Origin of the sequence: Kitasatospora sp. NPDC058243, from assembly GCF_042882025.1 — a bacterium.
Lineage (GTDB): Bacteria > Actinomycetota > Actinomycetes > Streptomycetales > Streptomycetaceae > Kitasatospora.
In genome coordinates this window covers 42,945-61,594 of record NZ_JBHVWW010000058.1, presented here as the reverse complement: position 1 = coordinate 61,594, position 18,650 = coordinate 42,945, and the positions used below count along the sequence as shown (strand labels likewise).

Annotated in this window: 15 protein-coding genes and 1 pseudogene; 6 read left to right on the top strand and 10 right to left on the bottom strand. The window is 74.1% G+C overall.

Annotated elements, in window-relative coordinates; all coding sequences use genetic code 11:
- Positions 1-871, bottom strand: a pseudogene (locus ACFVX9_RS29765) (hypothetical protein); the annotation flags it as partial.
- The gene (locus ACFVX9_RS29760) at positions 868-2,307 is read right to left on the bottom strand and encodes an SWIM zinc finger family protein (protein ID WP_380479391.1); all 1,440 of its coding nucleotides are present in this window, start codon (positions 2,305-2,307) and stop codon (positions 868-870) included. The gene ACFVX9_RS29760 and the pseudogene ACFVX9_RS29765, both read right to left, overlap by 4 nt.
- A 136-nt stretch (positions 2,308-2,443) precedes the next feature.
- On the opposite strand from ACFVX9_RS29760, the gene ACFVX9_RS29755 reads away from it, so the two are divergent.
- The 4 genes from ACFVX9_RS29755 to ACFVX9_RS29740 all read left to right on the top strand — a co-directional run bounded on the left by ACFVX9_RS29755 (position 2,444) and on the right by ACFVX9_RS29740 (position 6,330).
- On the top strand, positions 2,444-3,343 hold the full coding sequence (locus ACFVX9_RS29755) for an acyl-CoA thioesterase II (RefSeq protein WP_363616798.1): 900 nt from the start codon (positions 2,444-2,446) through the stop codon (positions 3,341-3,343).
- A 133-nt stretch (positions 3,344-3,476) separates the two neighbouring features.
- Positions 3,477-4,136, top strand: a complete 660-nt coding sequence (locus ACFVX9_RS29750) for a TetR/AcrR family transcriptional regulator (protein WP_063351543.1) — start codon at positions 3,477-3,479, stop codon at positions 4,134-4,136.
- Positions 4,137-4,382: 246 nt separating this feature from the next.
- Positions 4,383-6,026 carry a BCCT family transporter gene (locus ACFVX9_RS29745; protein ID WP_387984458.1) on the top strand — a complete coding sequence of 548 codons (1,644 nt, stop codon included), beginning with the start codon at positions 4,383-4,385 and terminating at the stop codon, positions 6,024-6,026.
- Positions 6,027-6,144: 118 nt separating this feature from the next.
- Positions 6,145-6,330, top strand: coding sequence for a hypothetical protein (locus ACFVX9_RS29740; RefSeq protein WP_063350032.1), 186 nt, complete (start codon positions 6,145-6,147; stop codon positions 6,328-6,330).
- A 153-nt stretch (positions 6,331-6,483) separates the two neighbouring features.
- On the opposite strand, the gene ACFVX9_RS29735 is transcribed toward ACFVX9_RS29740, so the two are convergent.
- Positions 6,484-8,301 (bottom strand): DUF2398 family protein, encoded by a 1,818-nt coding sequence (locus tag ACFVX9_RS29735; RefSeq protein WP_387984457.1) that lies wholly within the window; start codon positions 8,299-8,301, stop codon positions 6,484-6,486.
- 234 nt (positions 8,302-8,535) lie between these two features.
- Between ACFVX9_RS29735 and ACFVX9_RS29730 the strand changes: the two genes are divergently transcribed.
- Positions 8,536-9,318, top strand: a complete 783-nt coding sequence (locus ACFVX9_RS29730) for a lysoplasmalogenase (RefSeq protein WP_387984455.1) — start codon at positions 8,536-8,538, stop codon at positions 9,316-9,318.
- 70 nt (positions 9,319-9,388) lie between these two features.
- Here ACFVX9_RS29730 and ACFVX9_RS29725 read toward each other — a convergent pair whose 3' ends face one another.
- From ACFVX9_RS29725 to ACFVX9_RS29695, 7 genes are all read right to left on the bottom strand, one after another.
- Complete coding sequence (locus tag ACFVX9_RS29725) at positions 9,389-10,048, bottom strand: hypothetical protein (RefSeq protein ID WP_387984454.1); 660 nt, start codon at positions 10,046-10,048, stop codon at positions 9,389-9,391.
- Between the two features lie 154 nt (positions 10,049-10,202).
- On the bottom strand, positions 10,203-11,006 hold the full coding sequence (locus ACFVX9_RS29720; protein ID WP_063350028.1) for an exodeoxyribonuclease III: 804 nt from the start codon (positions 11,004-11,006) through the stop codon (positions 10,203-10,205).
- Between the two features lie 154 nt (positions 11,007-11,160).
- Entirely contained in the window at positions 11,161-12,954 is a 1,794-nt protein-coding gene (ggt, locus tag ACFVX9_RS29715; protein ID WP_387984453.1) for a gamma-glutamyltransferase, read from the bottom strand.
- Between the two features lie 119 nt (positions 12,955-13,073).
- Entirely contained in the window at positions 13,074-14,180 is a 1,107-nt protein-coding gene (locus ACFVX9_RS29710; protein ID WP_063350026.1) for an ROK family glucokinase, read from the bottom strand.
- Positions 14,181-14,182: 2 nt separating this feature from the next.
- Positions 14,183-15,043 (bottom strand): ATP-binding cassette domain-containing protein, encoded by an 861-nt coding sequence (locus ACFVX9_RS29705; protein ID WP_387984451.1) that lies wholly within the window; start codon positions 15,041-15,043, stop codon positions 14,183-14,185.
- Complete coding sequence (locus tag ACFVX9_RS29700) at positions 15,040-16,071, bottom strand: ABC transporter permease (protein ID WP_387984450.1); 1,032 nt, start codon at positions 16,069-16,071, stop codon at positions 15,040-15,042. The genes ACFVX9_RS29705 and ACFVX9_RS29700 overlap by 4 nt, the downstream gene beginning before the upstream one ends.
- The gene (locus tag ACFVX9_RS29695) at positions 16,068-17,087 is read right to left on the bottom strand and encodes a substrate-binding domain-containing protein (RefSeq protein ID WP_387984449.1); all 1,020 of its coding nucleotides are present in this window, start codon (positions 17,085-17,087) and stop codon (positions 16,068-16,070) included. Before ACFVX9_RS29695 ends, ACFVX9_RS29700 begins: the two co-directional genes overlap by 4 nt.
- 312 nt (positions 17,088-17,399) lie before the next feature.
- On the opposite strand from ACFVX9_RS29695, the gene ACFVX9_RS29690 reads away from it, so the two are divergent.
- Positions 17,400-18,548, top strand: a complete 1,149-nt coding sequence (locus tag ACFVX9_RS29690) for an alpha/beta hydrolase (protein ID WP_380479409.1) — start codon at positions 17,400-17,402, stop codon at positions 18,546-18,548.
- The last annotated feature ends 102 nt before the right edge of the window (positions 18,549-18,650 follow it).

The window sequence follows — 18,650 nt, the reverse complement described above, 5'->3', positions numbered from 1 at the left end:
GCGGCAGCACGTCCCGTACCCGGGCGGCGTACTCCTGCGGGGTCGGGGCGAGGGCCCGCAGCACGTCGAGGAAGAAGCGCTGGTCGGCCGGCTTGCCGCCGCGCAGCAGCCGGGCCAGGCAGCGGTCGATCAGGTCGGCCCGGTCGAGGTCGCCGGCGGCGGCGAGTTCGGCGATCGCCTCCGTAAAGGCGTCCCCGGGGCGGGGGCTGAACCGCAAGGACACCGCGCCACCGATGTCGGCGAGTTCGAACACCCGGGGCAGCAGCAGCGGGGTGAACGCGTCGGCCCGCAGCAGCTCGACCAGGGTGGGCCGTGCGCCGCTGCCCCGGCGCTGGCGTTCCATCCACTCGCGGACGAAGGGCTCGCTCTGCGGCACCGCGCAGCCGGTGCGGCGCACCACGGCCTCGATCACCGGGTACAGCGCCCAGCCCCAGCTCGGCGCCGGCCGGGCGGCGAGCCGGGTGGCCACCTCGATCTGCCACTCCACCGGCTGCGCCGCGACGAGTTGGCCCACCGCCGGGTGGCGGGCCCAGCCGAGCGAGGTGAAGTCGCGGGCGCCGAGCCAGGTGGCGGCCCCGGCCGGGCCGGCGTGGCAGCCGGCGCCGGCCAGCAGCAGGGCGCCCCTGGTGGCGAGCGCCTCCTTCGACCACTCGTCGCGCAGTTCCTTGCGCAGCGCCTTCAACGCGAGCAGGCAGTCCCGGCGCTGCGCCTGGTCCAGCGCGGCGACCAGCGCCGGTATCTGCGGCATCCGTCCGCCCCGGACGGCGGCGAGCAGGTCCTCGACCGCCGCCTCGCCCCGCACCGCCTCCGGCATCGGCGCCACCGCCGTCGCGCCCCGCACCGCCTCCGACCCCCCTGCCGCCGCGCTCATGCCTGGACCCCCTTATCCGTCGTCGGAACCGCCGGGACCGCCGGGACCGCCGGGACCGCCGGAACCTGTTCCCCGTCCGCCCGTTGGGCCGCCTCCCGCACCATCGCGACCGCCAGCGCGTGCTTGCACGGACCGCGCCCGCCACGGTACTTGGCCCACCAGAGGCAGGTGCAGCCGAGGCGCCCCGCCTCGTCCGTACGCACCCGCTGGATGTGGTCGTCCACCGTGACGACGGCCGTCGTGCCGCCCGGCTCCAGCCGCACCGCGCCCGCCGCGACCAGGGCCTGGGCGGCACGCAGCCGCGGGTTGGCGGCCTCGGCCCGCCCGGCGTCGTACGGGAGCTGGCGGTGGAAGTAGGCGGCCTCGGCGGTGTCGTAGCCGATCTGCCCGGCGGTGCCGAGCCGGGTGAGCGCGGCGCGGACCCGCTCGTGGCTGAGCCCGGACTGCTCGGCGAGGTCGGCGACCTCGATCCGCGGCTCCCAGGCGAGCAGTACCGCGACGAGGTCGGCGTCCTGCTCGGCGGTGCCGGTGGCGAGCGCGCCGAGCACCCCGCCCTCGCCGGAGAAGCCCCGGGAGGCGTCGGGCGAGAGGGTCAGGGTGAGCCGCATGCCGGGCAGGACCACTTCCCACGCCGAGGCGGCCGGGCCGGTGGCGGCGACCGGGCCGTACACCCGCAGGGCGAGCGCGTGCCGCAGCACCCGCTGGAGCGCCACCAGCCGGTCGGGCCCGGGCAGGCAGACGGCGCCGGGCACCGGCCGGGTGGTGGGCCGCAGCGTCCGCCCGGCCGGGACGACCCAGGCGGTGCTGGAGCGGCCGCCGCGCGGCAGCGAGCGCAGGAAGCGGACCGCCTCGGCGGCGGGCAGTTCGGCGCGCAGGTCGAAGCCGGCGGCGACGACCTGGGTCTCGGCGAAGCCGCGCAGCCAGCGCTGCGGCAGCGGCACCTTCTTCTCGACCAGCGGCCCGTCGAAGCTGGTGACCTCCAGCGCGTCCGGCCCGACCGCGAGGTGCAGCGGGTCGCTCGGGCCGATCCTGGTCAGGGCCTCCCGCAGCGGGTTGTTGACGTCCACGTTGGTGGTGCCGTGGCCGATCTCGTCGCCGTCGAGGCCGGCCTGGAGCACGTCGAGCCGGGCGTAGACGCCGCAGCAGCCGGAGAACGACTCGAAGCGCAGCCGGTCCCCGTTGGCGGTGACCACCGGGTCGAGCGAGGAGCGCAGCTGCGGCTGGTAGTACCGCGCGGCGGCGACGTCCGCGACGGCGAGCAGCGCGGCGGCGGCCGGCGCCGGGTCGGCCAGGAAGCCCGCGAAGAAGCGCGGGTTGGCCGCCTCCCCGAGCGGGGTGGCGCCGCCGGAGGTGGCCAGGTCGAGGTGCCGGCCGTCGGCGCCGTCGAGGACGGCGGACGGGCGCAGATAGGCGTACGCGTGTGCGGATTGCGTCATGTCGAACACGCTAGGTGAGGGCACTGACAATCCGTCGGGCCGCGACCGCACTGGAACAGGTTCTACCGGGCTCCGGAGCCCCGGGGCGTTACCCAGGTCACACCGCGGCGCGGCGGGATTCTGCCACTATGGGCCCGTGACCGACCTGACAGAACAGGAAATCCGGGCCGACCGCCCGGCCGGCTCGTTCGCCGGACTGCTGGAGCTGGAACGACTGGACGAGAACACGTTCCGGGGCCGCTGCCACGCCGGGGCGCCGATGCGCGCGTTCGGCGGGCAGGTCGCCGCGCAGGCGCTCACCGCCGCCGGCCGCACCTGCGAGGGCCCGCGCGCGGTGCACTCGCTGCACGGCTACTTCCTGCTGCCCGGCGACCCGTCCCAGCCGATCCGCTACGAGGTCGAACGGGTCCGCGAGGGCGTCTCCTACACCACCCGCCGGGTGACGGCGGTGCAGAACCAGAACGCGATCTTCACCCTCTCCGCCTCCTTCAAGCGCCCCGAGACCGCCACCGACCGCCACCGCACGATGCCGCCGCTGCCCGGGCCGGAGACCCTGCCGGACGCCTTCTCGCTCTGGGATCCGGCCCTGCGCGCGGCGATCACCGGCACCGGCGGCTTCCGCGACCTCGAACTGCGCTTCGTCCCGCCGGACGCACCGGGCGTGCCGGCGTCCGTGCCGGGGATGCCGCAGCAGTTCGTCTGGCTGCGCATCGCCTCCCCGCTGCCCGAGGGCGACCCGCTCCTGCACGTCTGCGCGCTCACCTACCTGTCCGACCTCACGCTGGCCTCCACCGCCGGCCTGCACGAGCAGCCGAACTTCTTCCAGCGCACCGAGCCGCCCCGGCTGCTGATCGCCTCGCTCGACCACGCGATGTGGTTCCACCGCCCGTTCCGGGCCGACGAGTGGCTGCTGTTCGCCCAGCGCAGCCCGTCCTCCTCGGACGGCCGGGGGCTGTCGCTCGGCGAGTTCTACGACCGGGACGGGCGGCTGGTCGCCTCCGCCGTGCAGGAGTCGCTGATCCGCCGACTGCGCTGATCCACCGACTGCGCCGACCCGGGACAGAACGGGACGGCGCGGGACGGGCCCGGCGACGGTGACCGCACGGCGAACGCAAGGGGGCCGGTCGGCGTCATACTCCTGAGCGGCCCCGGCCCGTATCATGGTGCGGGTGACCAAGGTTGACCTGTCACCACGGCCGGTGGAGGCGATGTCTCCGCGTCAGCTCGAACGCCGCGGAAGCCTGATCGCGGCCGCGCTCGCCCTGGTGAACGAGATCGGCGTCGAACGGCTGCAGATGAAACAGGTCTGCGAGCGGTCCGGAGTCGCCCTGGGGACGGCGTACCGCTACTTCTCCTCCAAGGACCACCTGCTGGCGGCGGCGATCGCCGAGTGGCACCGCCTGCTGCTGGCCGACCTGGTGGCGGAACTGCGCGGTCCGCGCGCCGGGCTGGGGGCCACCGACCGGGCGGTCCGCTTCGTCCGCGGCGGGATGCGGGCCTACCAGCGCCAGCCCGAGCTGGCCCGGCTGCGGGTGTCCGTCGCCGCCTCCACCGATCCGTTCGCCAGCGAGACCCTGCAGGGCATGGCGCGGGCCGACAGCACCGCCCTCCAGGCGGTGACGGCCGAGGTGCCGGCCGCCGCCAGCGACCTGGTGCGGCACATCGTCGCCCACGCCTGGCAGGGCGAGCTGACCGCCTGGGTGACCGGCCGCACCACCCTCGGCGACGCCCGGCGGCGGCTGGAGGACGTGGTGCGGCTGGTGCTGAACCCGTACGAGACGCCGTACCCGGCGCCGTACGAGGTCCCGTCCGGCACCCACCGGCCCTGACCCCGTCCGACGCGACAGCCGGCCCAACTCCCCGGCGCCGGACGGCTTCCGCCCGTGGTTCCGGCTCGCCGCGCACGCCCCGGCCCATGAGCACCCGGCCTGACGGGACGTAAGTCCCCACCCACCGCCTCCCCGGCGCGCCCTCCCGCCCCTCGCGGCACGAACTGGACATAGTGCGACATGCAGCTTTAATCCGCCGATGTCGCCGAAGCCCACGTCCGCCCCCGAGGTAGGAGAGTCCACCCGATGAGCAGCCAGCCGCCGCAGCCCGACCAACGCGCGGAGGAGCCCGACGAACCCGCCGCGACCCTGCCCGCCGACCGGGCGGTGTTCGGGATCAGCGCCGCCCTGGTGCTGGCCGTGGTCGCCTGGGGCGTGTTCGCCGAGGACTCGCTCGGCCGGACCTCCAGCAGCGCGCTCGGCTGGGTCCTGCACAACTTCGGCTGGCTGTTCGTGGTCGCCGCCGACGTCTTCCTCGTCCTCACCGTGCTGCTCGCCTTCAGCCGCTTCGGTCGCATCCGGCTCGGCCGCGACGACGACGAACCCGAGTTCTCCACCCTCGCCTGGGTCGCCATGATGTTCAGCGCCGGCATGGGCATCGGCCTGATGTTCTACGGCGTCGGCGAGCCGCTCCAACTGTTCGCCACCCCGCAACCCGGCTCCGGCCTGGAACCGCAGAGCGCGGCCGCCGCCCAGCAGGCCCTGGAGTTCTCGCTGTTCCACTGGACCCTGCACCCGTGGGCGATCTACGCCGTCGGCGGCCTCGCCCTCGCCTACACCACCTTCCGCAAGGGCCGCGGCAACCGCATCTCCGCCGCCTTCGTCCCGCTCATCGGCCAGCGCGGCGCCGACGGCTGGCCCGGGCGCGCGATCGACCTGCTGGCCGTCTTCGCCACCGTCTTCGGCTCCGCCACCAGCCTGGGCCTCGGCGCGCTCCAGGTCGCCGACGGCCTCGGCTACATCACCTCCGTGCGCAACACCCAGAACGCCCAGCTGATCATCATCGGCTCGCTGACCGCCGCCTTCGTGCTCTCCGCCTTCTCCGGCGTCCACAAGGGCGTCAAGTGGCTCTCCACCGCGAACGTCGTCCTGGCCTCGCTGATCATGCTCTTCGTCTTCGTGTTCGGCCCGACGGTGTTCACGCTGGACGCGATCCCCTCCACCGTCGGCGGCTACCTCTCCGACCTGCTCGGCATGTCCACCCAGACCGGGGCCTTCACCGACGAGAGCTGGCTCGGCTCCTGGACGATCTTCTACTGGGCCTGGTGGCTCTCCTGGGCCCCCTTCGTCGGCACCTTCATCGCCCGCATCTCCCGCGGCCGCACCATCCGGCAGTTCCTGATCGGCGTCCTGCTGGTCCCCAGCGGGGCCACCGTGATCTGGTTCTGCGTGATGGGCGGCACCGCGATCCGGCTGGTCTCCACCGGCGCGGCCGACCTGGTCGCGACCATCCCGAAGGGCGCGGAGGCCTCGCTGTTCGAGATGCTGCGCGCGCTGCCGCTCGGCTCCGCCACCAGCGTCGTCGCCGTGCTGCTGGTGATGACCTTCTTCATCACCAGCGCCGACTCCGCCTCCCTCGTCCTCGGCTCGCTCTCCAGCCGCGGCTCGCTGCACCCGCGCACCTGGCTCGTGGTCGTCTGGGGCGTGCTGATGGGCGGGGTCGCCGCCGCCCTGCTGCTGGCCGGCGGGCTCACCGCGCTGCAGAACGCGACGATCCTGGTCGCGCTGCCGTTCGTGGTCGTGATGCTGCTGCTCTGCGTGTCCCTGGTGAAGGAGCTCCGCAAGGACCCGGCGGCCGGCCCGTCCCGCCTGCACCCCGTGCACGGCCTGCGCGACGCCGTCCGGGTCGCCGTCGGCGAGGCCCTCGCCGAACGCACACCACGCCGCTGACCAGCGCGTACGCCCCACCCGTGCAGGTGGGGCGTACGCGGCCAACCGACGCCCAACCCCCGCCCGGACTTCACCCGCGCGTACCGACCGTTCACACCACCCTGGGACCCTCCCTGTCATGAACGCCAGCCCTCAGGCGCCCTACCAGGAACCGCGCTTCCCGCTCCCCCGGCGCCACCGCCGCCTCCTCGCCGCCACCGCCGTCCTCGCCTCCATCGCCCTCGGCACCTTCGGCGTCGGCGCCACCGTCGAGACCGTCCAGCACGACACCATCGCCGCCACCACGGCCACCGCGAGGAAGTGACCCGCGAGAAAGCGACCGGCGAGAAGGAAACCGACAGGCCGTCCGATCCACCCCCTCAGCACCGCCGTCCGCCCCCGGACGCGGTGCTTCCGCCTTTCCGGCGACGGCGGAGCGGGGCAGCGGAGCGGAGCGCGACGGCGCAGCGGACCGGCCTCAGGCGCGCCGCTGCTCCCGGGCCCCGGCCGGCGCGGGGCGGGAGTGGCGGCCGGTGCCGGGGACGGGGTGGAGGTCCGGGGCCGGGGCGTAGCGGGCGGCGGGCGGGCGCAGGAGCCAGCCCGGGGGGCGGCTGCCGCGGGGGGTGGGGGTGATCAGGCCGAGGTTGTGGAGCAGGTCGAGGGCGTCGCGGCGCAGCGCGGTGCGGTCGGCGAGGTAGTCGCGGCGCCAGCGGGCCGGGAGGCCGTACTCGTCGGCGATGTCGCCGAGGAGGCCGTCTATCAGCGCGTCGGGGATCGGGACGTCGCCGCCGGTGGTGGTCTCGCCGGGCAGCGGGCGGACTTCCTCGACCAGGCGTTCGAGGAGCAGCAGGGCGGCCTGCGGCAGGGGGCCGGCGCCGGGGAAGACGAGGTCGGTGAGCTCGTCGGCCGGGTCGAGCAGGGCGACGCCCTCGGTCCGCAGCTCGGTCTCCAGGCCGAGGAAGTCGGCGAGCGCGGCCGGGCCGCTCAGCCGGTGCTCGTGCAGCCAGGCGCGCCGGTCCTCGGGGAGGTCGGCGTCGAGGACGGCGGGGGTCTCGGCGAGCAGGCGGCGCACGGCGGTGGCGGGTTCGGCGTCCGCGGCGCGGCGGATCAGGTCGGCGGCGTCGTCGGCGAGGGCGGGCGGGCCGGCCGGGACGGCGCGGGCGAGCTCGCGGTCGACGGTCAGTACGGCGGCCCGGGCGGCCGGGTCTGCCGGGTCGGCCCCGCCGGCCGGCAGGTCGCCGAGGACCTGCCAGTCGGCGAGCGCGGCGAGGGCCATCGCGCGGTCGGCCGGGCCGGCGGCGAGGCCCGGCGCCGCGGCGCGCATGGCGTCGAGCAGCCGCCCGTACGGCAGTTGCTCGGGGGCGTCGACCAACAGGGCGAGGGCAAGGGCGAGTTGGGCGTAACCGGCGGGGGTGAACGGGGCGCCGGTCGCGGGGTGTTCGAGGCGGCGGGCGGCGCCGGGGCCGAGGCCGGCCTTGCAGAGCCGGGCGTGCCAGGGGCCGACGACGAGCCGGTAGCCGAGCAGGGCGTCGAAGCGTTCGACGAGCCAGTCGCGGTGACGGCGGATCAGCGGGAAGCCGTCGGCGTGCGGGCCGGACGCGGTGACCAGCGGGTGGGCGAGCAGCAGCCGGGCAGCGATCCGGCGCTCGGCAGCGGGCAGATCGACGGCGGGCAGGGCCGGGGCCGAGACGTCCGCGGCGGGAAGAACCGGGGCGGGGGCCGGTATCGGAAGGTCCTGGCCGGAGCGATCCTGCGCGCCCGGCACCGGGCGGGTGCGCTCGGGCTTGCGGTGCCTTCCGGGCCTGCCCGGCTTGGCGCCTGACCGGACGACGGGCAGTGCGGAGGCGTCCCGCCGGGCACGGCGCAGACCGCCGACGGGGCGGGGCTCCCGGGAGCGCGGGGTGGCGGTGGCGTGCGCGGTGGGGCCGTGCCACCAGCTGACGTCGGCGTCGGGCGCCGCTTCGGCGGGGGCGCCGAGATGGCGGGCCGGGTAGAGGCCGAAGGAGGCGGCGCACAGGTCGTCGGCGGTGCCGGGGGTGGCGGCGGCGAACCAGTGGGCGAGCCGGAGCAGGCCCGGGTCGGACGAGAGCGCGGAAGCGGCGCCCGGCTCGGGGGCGGGCCTGGTCGGCGCGGCGTCAGCACGGGGGCCGGACACGGCTTCGGGCGCCGCCCCGGCTGCGGGTTCGCGTACGGCGAGGAGGGCGTCGGTGGCCCTCCGCCCCGTCCCGCCCGTGCGCCCGTCCGGCCTGCCGGTGGCCACCCGGGTGGCGCCGACCGCGTACTCCTGCTGCTCCATGTCGGGGACCAGACTAGACGGTGGCCGGGTCACCCGGTGGCAGCAACCGGCCGTGCGCCGAAGTGACCGACCTCCCTCCGCTATGCCACCCACCGGCCCGCACCCGGCGCCGCGCCGTCACCCGCCCCGCGCCGCCCGGGTTACGCGCCGGTAACCCGCTCTTCCGCCGCACCGACGGGTCGCCTAGGGTTCGTCCCACTCCCCCACCGCCCGACCCCGGAGGTCAGCAGCCGCATGAGCATCCGTACGACCACCCGTGCCGTCCTCGGCGGCCGCCTGCGCTCGGCCGCCGGTCTGCTCGGCGGCTTCGCGGCCGCCTCGGCGACGCACCTGGGCGCGATCGCCTCCGGCGCGTCCGTGCTGCAGAACGCCACCAAGCCGGCCCTGATGCCGCTGCTGGCCGCGCACAGCGTCGCCGCGGCCGCCGGCGCCGGGCGGCGGGCACCGAAGCCGCTGGCCCCGGCGCTGCTGCTGAGCGCGGGCGGGGACGTGCTGCTCCAGCTGAAGAACGACACCGCGTTCCTGGCCGGGATGGGCTCGTTCGCGGCGGCGCACATCTGCTACGTGACGATGTTCGTCCGGCGCGGGGCGCTGACCGACCGTCGGCGGGCCCTGGTGGTGGCGGCCGCGTACGCAACCGCCTGGGCGGCCATGGTCGGGCAGCTCTGGCCGGACCTCGGGGACCTGCGGATCCCGGTGGCCGGCTACAGCCTGCTGCTCGCCTCCACGGCCGTCACCTCGGCCGGGCTGGGCTGGCGGACCGGGCTGGGCGGGGCGCTGTTCCTGCTGTCCGACACGCTGATCGCCACCCAACTGGCGAAGTGGCGGGAGCTGCCGGGGCACCAGTTCTGGATCATGGCGACGTACGTCCTGGCCCAGTACCTGCTGGCCAGCGGCACCCTCCGGCACGAGCACGAGCACGAACTCGGGCACAAGCACGGGCACGAGCACAGGCACGGGCACGAACTCGGGCACGGGCCTCAGCAGCAGCGCAAGCCCGCGCCGCAGGCCGGCTGACACGCCTGTGCGCCGCCGGCCCGGTCAGGGTCCGACGGCGCGCGGGAAAGACAAAAAGGCGCGGTGCCCATCAGGCACCGCGCCGCCGCAGCAGCCAGAAGCCTCCGACGCCGCCCGCCACCAGGGCCAGGCCCCCGGCCAGCTCCGCCGGATCGGCCGCGACCGAACCGCCGAGGCCGGTGTTGACGGCACCGTGCGGGGCGACCTGCTGGCCGCCGGCGCCGGACTGGCCGAGCGAACCCGCCCACTCGCCGGCCGCCTTGCCCCAGTCGCCGAGGCCTTTCTCAGGACCCTTCTCGGGACCCTTCTCGGGGCCTTTCTCAGGGCCTTTCTCGGAGCCCTTGTCAGAGCCCTTGTCGGAGCCGGCGACCGGGACGCCGGCGACCGCGACCTTGGTGGAGAACGCCCCGCCGTCCGGGCAGGTGCCGTCGATCTTGTTGTCCCCGGAGTGCTGGCCGGCCAGCCGGGCCGAGCCGCTGTGCTTGCCGTCGGAGCCCAGGGTGAGAGTGGCCGGACCGCCCTCGAACGCGGCGGAGTGGGCGGTGATGGTCTTGGCGTCGGGCTTGTCCGACTTCTCACAGGAGACCGTGAGCTTCACGGTCTGGCCCGGTGCGGCCTGGGGCGGGCTGACCGAGGCCGAGCCGTCCCTGGCGGATGCAAGGGGGGCCGTCAGGCCGGTCAGCACCGTCGCGCCGATCAGGGCGGCGGCGGCCGTACGCATGGGGCGCATGCCGGAACCTCCGGGATTCTCGGGCGCAGCCGGGGGGACTCCGATGTCCACGTGGTCGAACAACTGCACCCGGTTATGCCCGACAGTAGGCAGCCCGCCCGGACCCGGCCACCGGTCGGGACCGTTCGGGTTACCGCCCCTCACCCAGGGTGATTCACAGGTCGAGGTCCACCACGACCGGCGCGTGGTCCGAGGTGCCCTTGCCCTTGCGGGCCTCGCGGTCCACATAGCTGTCGGTGACGGCGTCCACGAAGGGCTTGTTGGCGTAGGTGAGGTCGATCCGCATGCCCCGGTTCTTGGGGAAGGCCAGCTGGCGGTAGTCCCAGTAGGTGTAGGGGCGGTCGTACTTGAGCGGGCGCGGCACCACGTCGTGCAGGCCCACCTCGCCGAGGGCCTCCAGCGCCGCCCGCTCGGCGGGGGTGACGTGGGTGAGGCCCTCGAAGGCGGCGACGTCGTAGACGTCCTCGTCGGCGGGAGCGATGTTGAAGTCCCCGAGGACGGCGAACGGGCGGGGCCCGGCGGCGTCCTCGGTGGCGGCCGTGCGCAGCGCCTGCAGCCACTCCAGCTTGTAGCGGTAGTGGGCGTGGTCGACCTCGCGGCCGTTGGGCACGTAGACCGACCAGACCCGGACCGGGCCGCAGGTGGCGGCGACGGCGCGCGGCTCGACGTCGGGCAGCAGGGCGCCGTCGGCGAGGTAGCCGGGCTGGCCGGGCAGGTCGCGCACGACGTCGTCCAGGCCGAGCCGGGACACGATCGCGACGCCGTTCCACCGGCCGGTGCCGTGGGCCGCCGTCTCGTACCCGAGGGCGCGCACCTCCTCGTACGGGAAGGCGTCGGCCGCGCACTTGAGCTCCTGGAGGCAGAGCACGTCGGGCTTGGCGCTCTCCAGCCACTCCAGGAGCTTGGGCAGCCGCGCGGTGACGGAGTTGATGTTCCAGGTGGCGATGCGGACGGTCACGGCGGGCGGCCTTCCCGGTGGTTCGGTACGGACGGGCGGTTCGGTACGGACGGGCGGTCCGGTCAAGACGAGGGGTGGGCACCCCCCGAGGGGACGCCCACCCCGAACATACCGCCCGGCACCGACAGCGCGGCCCGGCCGGCCTGCGGCCCGGTCAGCCCGTGGGCCGGACCACCGCCGCGGAGCCGCCTCCGCGCCGGACCGGTTCGGCCGCGGCCACCCACCGCCCGTCCGGCAGCCGTTCGACGCCGGTCGCGGCGCCGATCTCGGCGACGGACGTGAAGCTGTGCCCGAGCGCCTCCAGGGCGGCCCGTTCGGGCAGCGCCAGGAAGCCGGGCTCGGCCTGGGTGGCGACGGTGTTGCGCTGGCTGGCGCGCGGTGCGGCGATGGCCTGTTCCAGGCTCAGGCCCCGGTCGAGCCGCCCGAGCAGCACCTGGAGGGTGGTGGTGATGATGGTCGCGCCGCCGGGGCTGCCGGTGGCCAGCAGCGGTTCGCCGTCGCGCAGCACGATGGTCGGGGAGATCGAGGAGCGCGGCCGCTTGCCCGGCCCGGGCAGGTTGGGGTCGGGGACGCCCGGGGTGAGCGGGGTGAAGTCGAAGTCGGTGAGCTCGTTGTTGAGCAGGAAGCCGCGGCCGGGGACGGTGATGCCGCTGCCGCCGGTCTGCTCGATGGTGAGGGTGTAGGAGACGACGTTGCCCCAGCGGTCGGCCACGCTGAGGTGGGTGGTGTTGGGGCCCTCGTAGGGCTCGGCGACGGCGGGGCCGGCCTCGGCGCAGTCGGCGGGGTGGCGCGGGTCGCCGGGGGCGAGCGGGCTGGTGAGGGCGCGGTCGGGGCTGATCAGGCAGGCCCGGGAGGCGGCGTAGCGCGCGGAGAGCAGTTCCTTGGTGGGGACGTCGCCGAAGGCCGGGTCGCCGACCCAGCGGTTGCGGTCGGCGAAGGCGATCCGGGAGGCGTCCAGGAAGTGGTGGTAGTACTGCGTGTCGCTGTACGCGCCGAGGTCGCCGTCCTCCAGGATGCCGAGCGCCTCGCCGACGGTGGTGCCGCCGGAGCTGGAGGGGGCGATGGAGTAGACGTCGTAGTCCCGGTACGGGACGTGGGTGGGCGCCTGGCGGCGGACCTGGTAGGCGACGAGGTCGGCGGTGTCGATCTTGCCGGGGCGGGCCTTGCGGCCGGAGGCCGGGTCGACCGGCGGGTGCTGGACGGTGTCGGCCACGTCCTTGCCGAGGTCGCCCTGGTAGAAGGCCTTGACGCCGTCCTTGGCGAGCAGCCGGTAGGTGGCGGCGAGGTCGGGGTTGCGCAGGACGGTGCCGACCTCGGGGGGCTTGCCGCCGGGCAGGTAGAGCTTGGCGGTGTCCGGGAAGTCCTTGAACCGGTCGTAGTTGTCGGCGGTCTGACCGTGGAAGGTCTGGTCGACGACGAAGCCGTCGTCGGCGATCCGCTCGGCGGGCTTGAGGGCGTCGGCGAGCGTGCGGGTGCCCCACTGGCGCAGGGCGGTGTCCCAGGTGGCGGCGGTGCCGGGGACGCCGACGGACAGGCCGCTGGTGACGGCGTCGGCGAAGGCCAGCGGCTTGCCGTCCTCCAGGAACAGCCCGCTGTCGGCGGTGCGACCGGCCACCTCGCGGCCGTCGATGGTGTGCACCCGGCCGGTGGCGTGGTCGTAGTAGACGAAGTACCCGCCGCCGCCGATGCCGGAGGAGTAGGGCTCGGTGACGCCGAGGGCGGCCGCGGTCGCGACCGCCGCGTCGACCGCGTTGCCGCCCTTGCGCAGCACCTCGATGCCGGCCGCGGTGGCGTCGGCGTCGACGCTGGCCACAGCTCCGCCCCGGCCCACCGCCTCGGGGGCCTTCGGCGGCGGGGCCGCCCCCGCCGCCCCGGCCGGCCCGGCGCAGGACCAGACCAGGGCGGTGGCGAGCAGCAGCGGTGGTGCGATCCGGGCCAGAGCCCTCATCCGAGTCCTCCTGAGTCGACGTCAACTCCGTTGTCTCACAGGAGGCATGATCCCGACAATCACACCGCACCGCTACCAACCGGTAGTTGACGCGGCCGACGCGATCGGGGAGAGGACGGTCAGACGCCGCTGCGCTCGACCCGGCGCCGCTTGATGGTGCGGAACCGGCGGGCGACCTGCCGGGCGAGGTCGGCGGCGCCGACCAGGCCGGCCTCGTTGCCGAGTGCGGCGTGCACGATGCTGGCCTCGGGCCGGAAGCCGCGCCCGGTGAGGGTGCGGCGGAAGGTGTCCCGGGCCGGGCCGAGCAGCAGGTCGCCGGCCTCGGAGACGCCGCCGCCGATGACGAAGCGGCCCGGGTCGAGCGCGGCGGCCAGGTTGGCGATGCCGACGCCGAGCCAGGTGCCGACCTCGTAGAGCAGTTCGGTGGCGGTCGGGTCGCCGGCCCGGGCGGCCTCGGTGACCAGCGGTCCGGTGATGCCCTCGACGGTGCCGCCGGCCCGGGCGAGCAGCGGCTGAACCACCGGGGACTCCTCGGCGACGAGTTCGCGGGCGTCGCGCACCAGCGCGTTGCCGGAGGAGTACTGCTCCCAGCAGCCGCGGTTGCCGCACGGGCAGCGGTGGCCGCCGGGCAGCACCTGCATGTGGCCGAACTCGCCCGCCAGGCCGTACTTGCCGCGGTCGACGTAGCCGTCGCGGACGACGGCACCGCCGATGCCGGTGCCCAGGGTGAGCATCACCATGTGGTCCTCGCCGCGCCCGGCGCCGAAGCGCCATTCGGCCCAGGCGGCGGCGTTGGCGTCGTTCTCGACGATCACCGGGAAGCGCAGCCGCTCGCTGAGCGCCTGCTGGAGCGGCTCGCCCCGCCAGTTCAGGTGCGGGGCGAACAGCACCGTGGAGCGGTCGGCGTCGACCCAGCCGGCCGCGCCGATGCCGACGGCGTGGACGTCGTGCCGGTCGGCGAGCTCCAGCACCAGGTCGACGATGACGTTCTCGACGACCTTGGCGCTCTTGCTCTTGTCGGGGGTGTCGGTGCGCAGCTTCTCCAGCACCGTGCCCTCGCCGTCGACCACTCCGGCGACCACCTTGGTGCCGCCGATGTCGACGCCGATGGTGGGCAGTCGCAGTATCCCGGCGGGCAGGGCGCGGCGGCGGCGCTCGGCGCGGGGGCCGAGGCCGAGCAGGGTGGGCAGGACGGCCGGCCGGGTGCTGCCTTGGGGGCTGGTCACGGCTACGGACGCTCCTCACGGGGCTCGGGGTCAGGACGGGGCTCGGGGTCGGTGCGGGGCTGGGGTTCGGTGCGGGGCTCAGGCTCGGTGGGCCGGGCCAGCTCGTGCGAGAGTTCGGCGAGGTCGGAGCCGCCGGCCATCTCGGTGGTGAGCTGTTCGAGGCCGATCTCGGTGCGCGGGTGGCTGCCGGCCATCCGGCCCCGCTTGAGCAGGGTGAAGTGGTCGCCGACCAGGTACGCGTGGTGCGGGTTGTGGGTGATCAGGACGACCCCGAGCCCGGCGTCGCGGGCGGCGGTGACGTACTTGAGCACCACTCCGGACTGCTTGACGCCGAGCGCCGCGGTCGGCTCGTCCAGGATGAGCACCTTGGCGCCGAAGTGCACGGCCCGGGCGATCGCCACGCACTGGCGCTGGCCGCCGGAGAGGGTGCCGATCGGGCGGTCCACGTCGTGCAGGTCGATGCCCATCCGGGCGAGCGCCTCGCGGGTGGTGGCGCGCATCGCCTCGGCGTCCAGGCGCAGGCCGCCCCAGCGGCGGTGGCCCTGTTCGGAGCCGAGGAAGAAGTTGCGCCAGACCGGCATCAGCGGGACGACGGCGAGGTCCTGGTAGACGGTGGCGATGCCGCGGTCCAGGGCCTGGCGCGGGGAGTCGAGCCGGACCTCCTCGCCGCCGACGGTGTAGGTGCCCTCGTCGTGCTGGTGCAGCCCGGAGATGATCTTGATCAGGGTGGACTTGCCGGCGCCGTTGTCGCCGAGCACGCAGCTGATCTCGCCGGCGTGCAGGGTGAGCGAGACGTCCTGGAGGGCGCGGACGGTGCCGTAGCTCTTGCCGACGCCCTCCAGGGCGAGCAGTTCGGTCTTCATCGGGGCCCCCGTTCGGCCTGGCGCTTGACGTACGCGTTCAGCAGGGCGGCGAGCAGCAGCATCGCGCCGAGGAAGAACTTGAACCAGTCCGGGTTCCACTGGGCGTAGATGATCCCCTTGCTGGCCATGCCGAAGATCAGCGCGCCGAGCGCGGAGCCGACCACCGAGCCGTAGCCGCCGGTGATCAGGCAGCCGCCGATGACGGCCGCGACAATGTAGATCAGCTCGTTGCCGACGCCCTCGCCGGACTGCACGGTGTCGAAGGAGAACAGCAGGTGCTGGCCGAGCACCCAGGCGCCGAAGCCGACGCCGAGGTAGAGCAGGGTCTTGGTGCGGGCGACCGGCACGCCGACCGCGCGGGCGGCGTCCGCGTCGCCGCCGACGGCGAAGATCCAGTTGCCGAAGCGGGTGCGCAGCAGCACCCAGCTGCCGACCGCGAGCAGGCCGAGCCACCACCAGACGGTGGCCTTGATCGTCAGTCCGCCGACGGTGACCTCGGAGGCGAACAGCCAGCGGCAGGCGGCGAAGCCCTCCATGTCGGAGATCGGCTTGGTGGAGACGGTGCCGGAGACCAGCTTGGTGACGCCGAGGTTGGCGCCGGTCAGCATCAGGAAGGTGCCGAGGGTGACGATGAAGCTGGGCAGCCGGGTGCGGCCGAGCATCCAGCCGTTGAAGGCGCCGACGGCCAGGGTGACGGCGAGCGAGACCAGCACGCCGACCCAGGTCACCGCGGTGAACCGGTAGGAGACCATCGAGGAGGTCAGCGCGGCGGTGGTGACCAGCACGCCCGCCGACAGGTCGAACTCGCCGCCGATCATCAACAGCGAGACCGGGACGGCCATGATCCCGATGGTGGACGCCGCGTAGAGCACGGTGCCCAGCGAGGAGACCCGCAGGAAGGGTTCGGCGGCCACCGCGAAGACGGTGAACACCGCGGCGGCGGCGATCAGCGAGCCGAGCTCGGGGCGGGCGAGCAGACGGCGCAGCGCGGCCGGGCGGTCCTGGGCGAGGACGTCGGTGGTGCTCACCTGGTCCCCCTCGCGACGTACTCGGCGAGCGCGTCGGCGTCGTCCTTGGTCAGGATCTGCGGGCCGGTCGCGACGGGCTTGCCGCCGCCGAGCATGTCCAGGTTGGACTTGTACAGCCAGAGCAGGTCGACGCCCTCGTAGCCCTGGAGGTAGGGCTGCTGGTCGACGGCGAAGCCGACGGAGCCGGACTTGAGGCCGGCCACCACCTGCGGTCCCAGGTCGAAGGTGTCGAGCTCGACGGCGCGGTGGACGTCCTGGACGGCCTGGAGGCCGGTGGCGGCCATCGGGCCGGAGAGGGTGAGCACGGTGTCGATGGCCGGGTCGGCCTGGAGCTTGGCGGAGATCGCGGCGCGGGCGTCGGGCATGTTGACGCCGTCCACGTACAGCACCTGGAAGGCGCCGCCGGCCTTGGACTGGGCGCCGGAGCAGCGCTGCTCCTGGCCGATGTTGCCCTGCTCGTGGATGACGCAGAGCACGTTCCTGCGGCCGCGGCCGGCCAGCTCGGTGCCGGCCGCCTGGCCGGCGGTGGACTCGTCCTGGCCGATGTGGGTGAGCGCGCCGAACTTGGCGGAGTACTCCTGGCCGGAGTTGACGGTGATCACGGGGATGCCGGCGGCCTTGGCCTTGCCGAGGACGTCGGCCATGGCGTCGCCCTTGGCGAGGGTGACCAGCAGGCCGTCGACCTTCTGGTCGATGGCGGCCTGGACGAGCTGGACCTGGTTCTGGGTCTGCGCGTCGTTGGAGTACAGGAAGGTGATGTTGTCCTTGGCGGCGGCCTGCTCGGCACCCTTGCGCACGCTGTCCCAGAAGGCGTCGCCGGCCCCGGCGTGGGTCACCATGGCGACCTTCCAGCGCGGGGTGGTGACGGCGCTGCCGCCGGCGGCCGACGCCTTGGCGCGGGCCTCCTCGGCACGGCGGCCTCCGGTACTGCTGCAACCGGCCGCTGTGACCGCGAGTGCCAGGAGGGCGCAGACGGGCCAGAAGCGGCGGGACGGGCGAAAGCGGGTTGTGCTCATCCCCCTAGTCTCTCTGGCCGGGCGGCACGTGGATGACACCGCCTCGCCCGGCGGCGCCCGCGACGCGGGAGGTAAGGTGCCCCGGGGGACCTTCCTGGAAGTTCGCTGGACATCTCGTCCGGACGACGGCCGTCCGGGTGGCAGACTTAGCGCCGACCCGAAACAGGAACATCACAGGAAACGTGATGTTCCTCTCAGGTTCCGCACAGATTCGGATGGCAACCGATCATCGGTTCAGCGCCGTCCAATGCCATTGGAGTGCGTTCGGGCGAGTGGGGCTCGGGCGGCCAGCAACCCGGATACGAGAACTTGATGCAACTGACAGGTACGCCATTCTTCATCCTCACCGTCATCCTGGTGCCGGTGTCCATCGCGGTGGCGCTCCTGTACTGGGGCAAGGTCCGCGGGCCGAACCCGGTGCGGATCCTGTCCAGGCTCGTCATGATCATGTTCTGCCAGATCACGGCCGTGCTGATGGTCTTCGTGATGGTCAACAACGCCAACCTGATCTACGGCAACTGGGACGACCTGCTCGGCACCGGCGACCACGTCCGGGCCGTGCCGCAGGTGGCGCCGGCCGACCAGGGCGGCGCCGCGGGCAAGGACGGCGCCGGCCAGGGCGGCGGCGACGCGGCCAAGCAGCCGCCGAAGGCGCTCCAGAAGTTCGCCGGCGTGGGCGACCCGGCGGTGCCCGGCGACGTCCAGAAGACCGAGCTCAAGGGCCAGGTGTCCGGAGTCGACGGCGAGGTCCTGGTCTGGCTGCCGCCGCAGTACAACGACCCGGCGTTCAAGGACAAGAAGTTCCCGGTGGTCGAGCTGATCCCGGGCTACCCGGGCTCCTCCTCCACCTGGTACGGCACCCTCAAGGTCTCCGAGCAGCTCAAGCCGCTGATGCAGCAGGGCAAGGTCTCCCCGTTCATCCTGGTCTCGCCGCGCACCCTGCTCCTCGGCAACCACCAGGACGCCGGCTGCACCGACATCCCCGGCAAGATCAACGCCGACGCCTGGCTCACCCGGGACGTCCCGCAGATGATCATGGACAACTTCCGCGCCGACCCGTCCCCGGACCGCTGGGGCATCGCCGGCTACTCGGCCGGCGCCCACTGCGCGGCCAAGCTGTCCCTGGCGCACCCCAACCGGTACCGGGCCGCGATCTCGATGTCCGGCTACAACGACCCGGCGTCCGAGAACGACTCCCTGGTCGGCAAGGACCCGAAGCTGCGCGAGGCCAACAACCCGGTCAACATCCTCAAGAGCGCCCAGCAGCCGCCGAAGGTCAGCCTCTACATCAGCGGCAAGAAGGGCGACGGTCTGGAGGACGGCCAGGCGATCGCGGCGGCGGCCAAGGAGCCGACCAAGGTGCAGGTCCAGGAGAGCAACGGCCCGCACACCACCGAGCTGTGGAAGACCATGGTGCCGAGCATCTTCGAGTGGATGACCTCGGTCATCCCGCCGCAGTAGTCCCACGCAGTAACGATCATGCAGGAGGGCGAGGCGGGGGGGGGTCTGGGGGGGGGTCCCTCCTTGGGGCACAATCTCCACGCCCCTCGGTCTTGGTCCCCC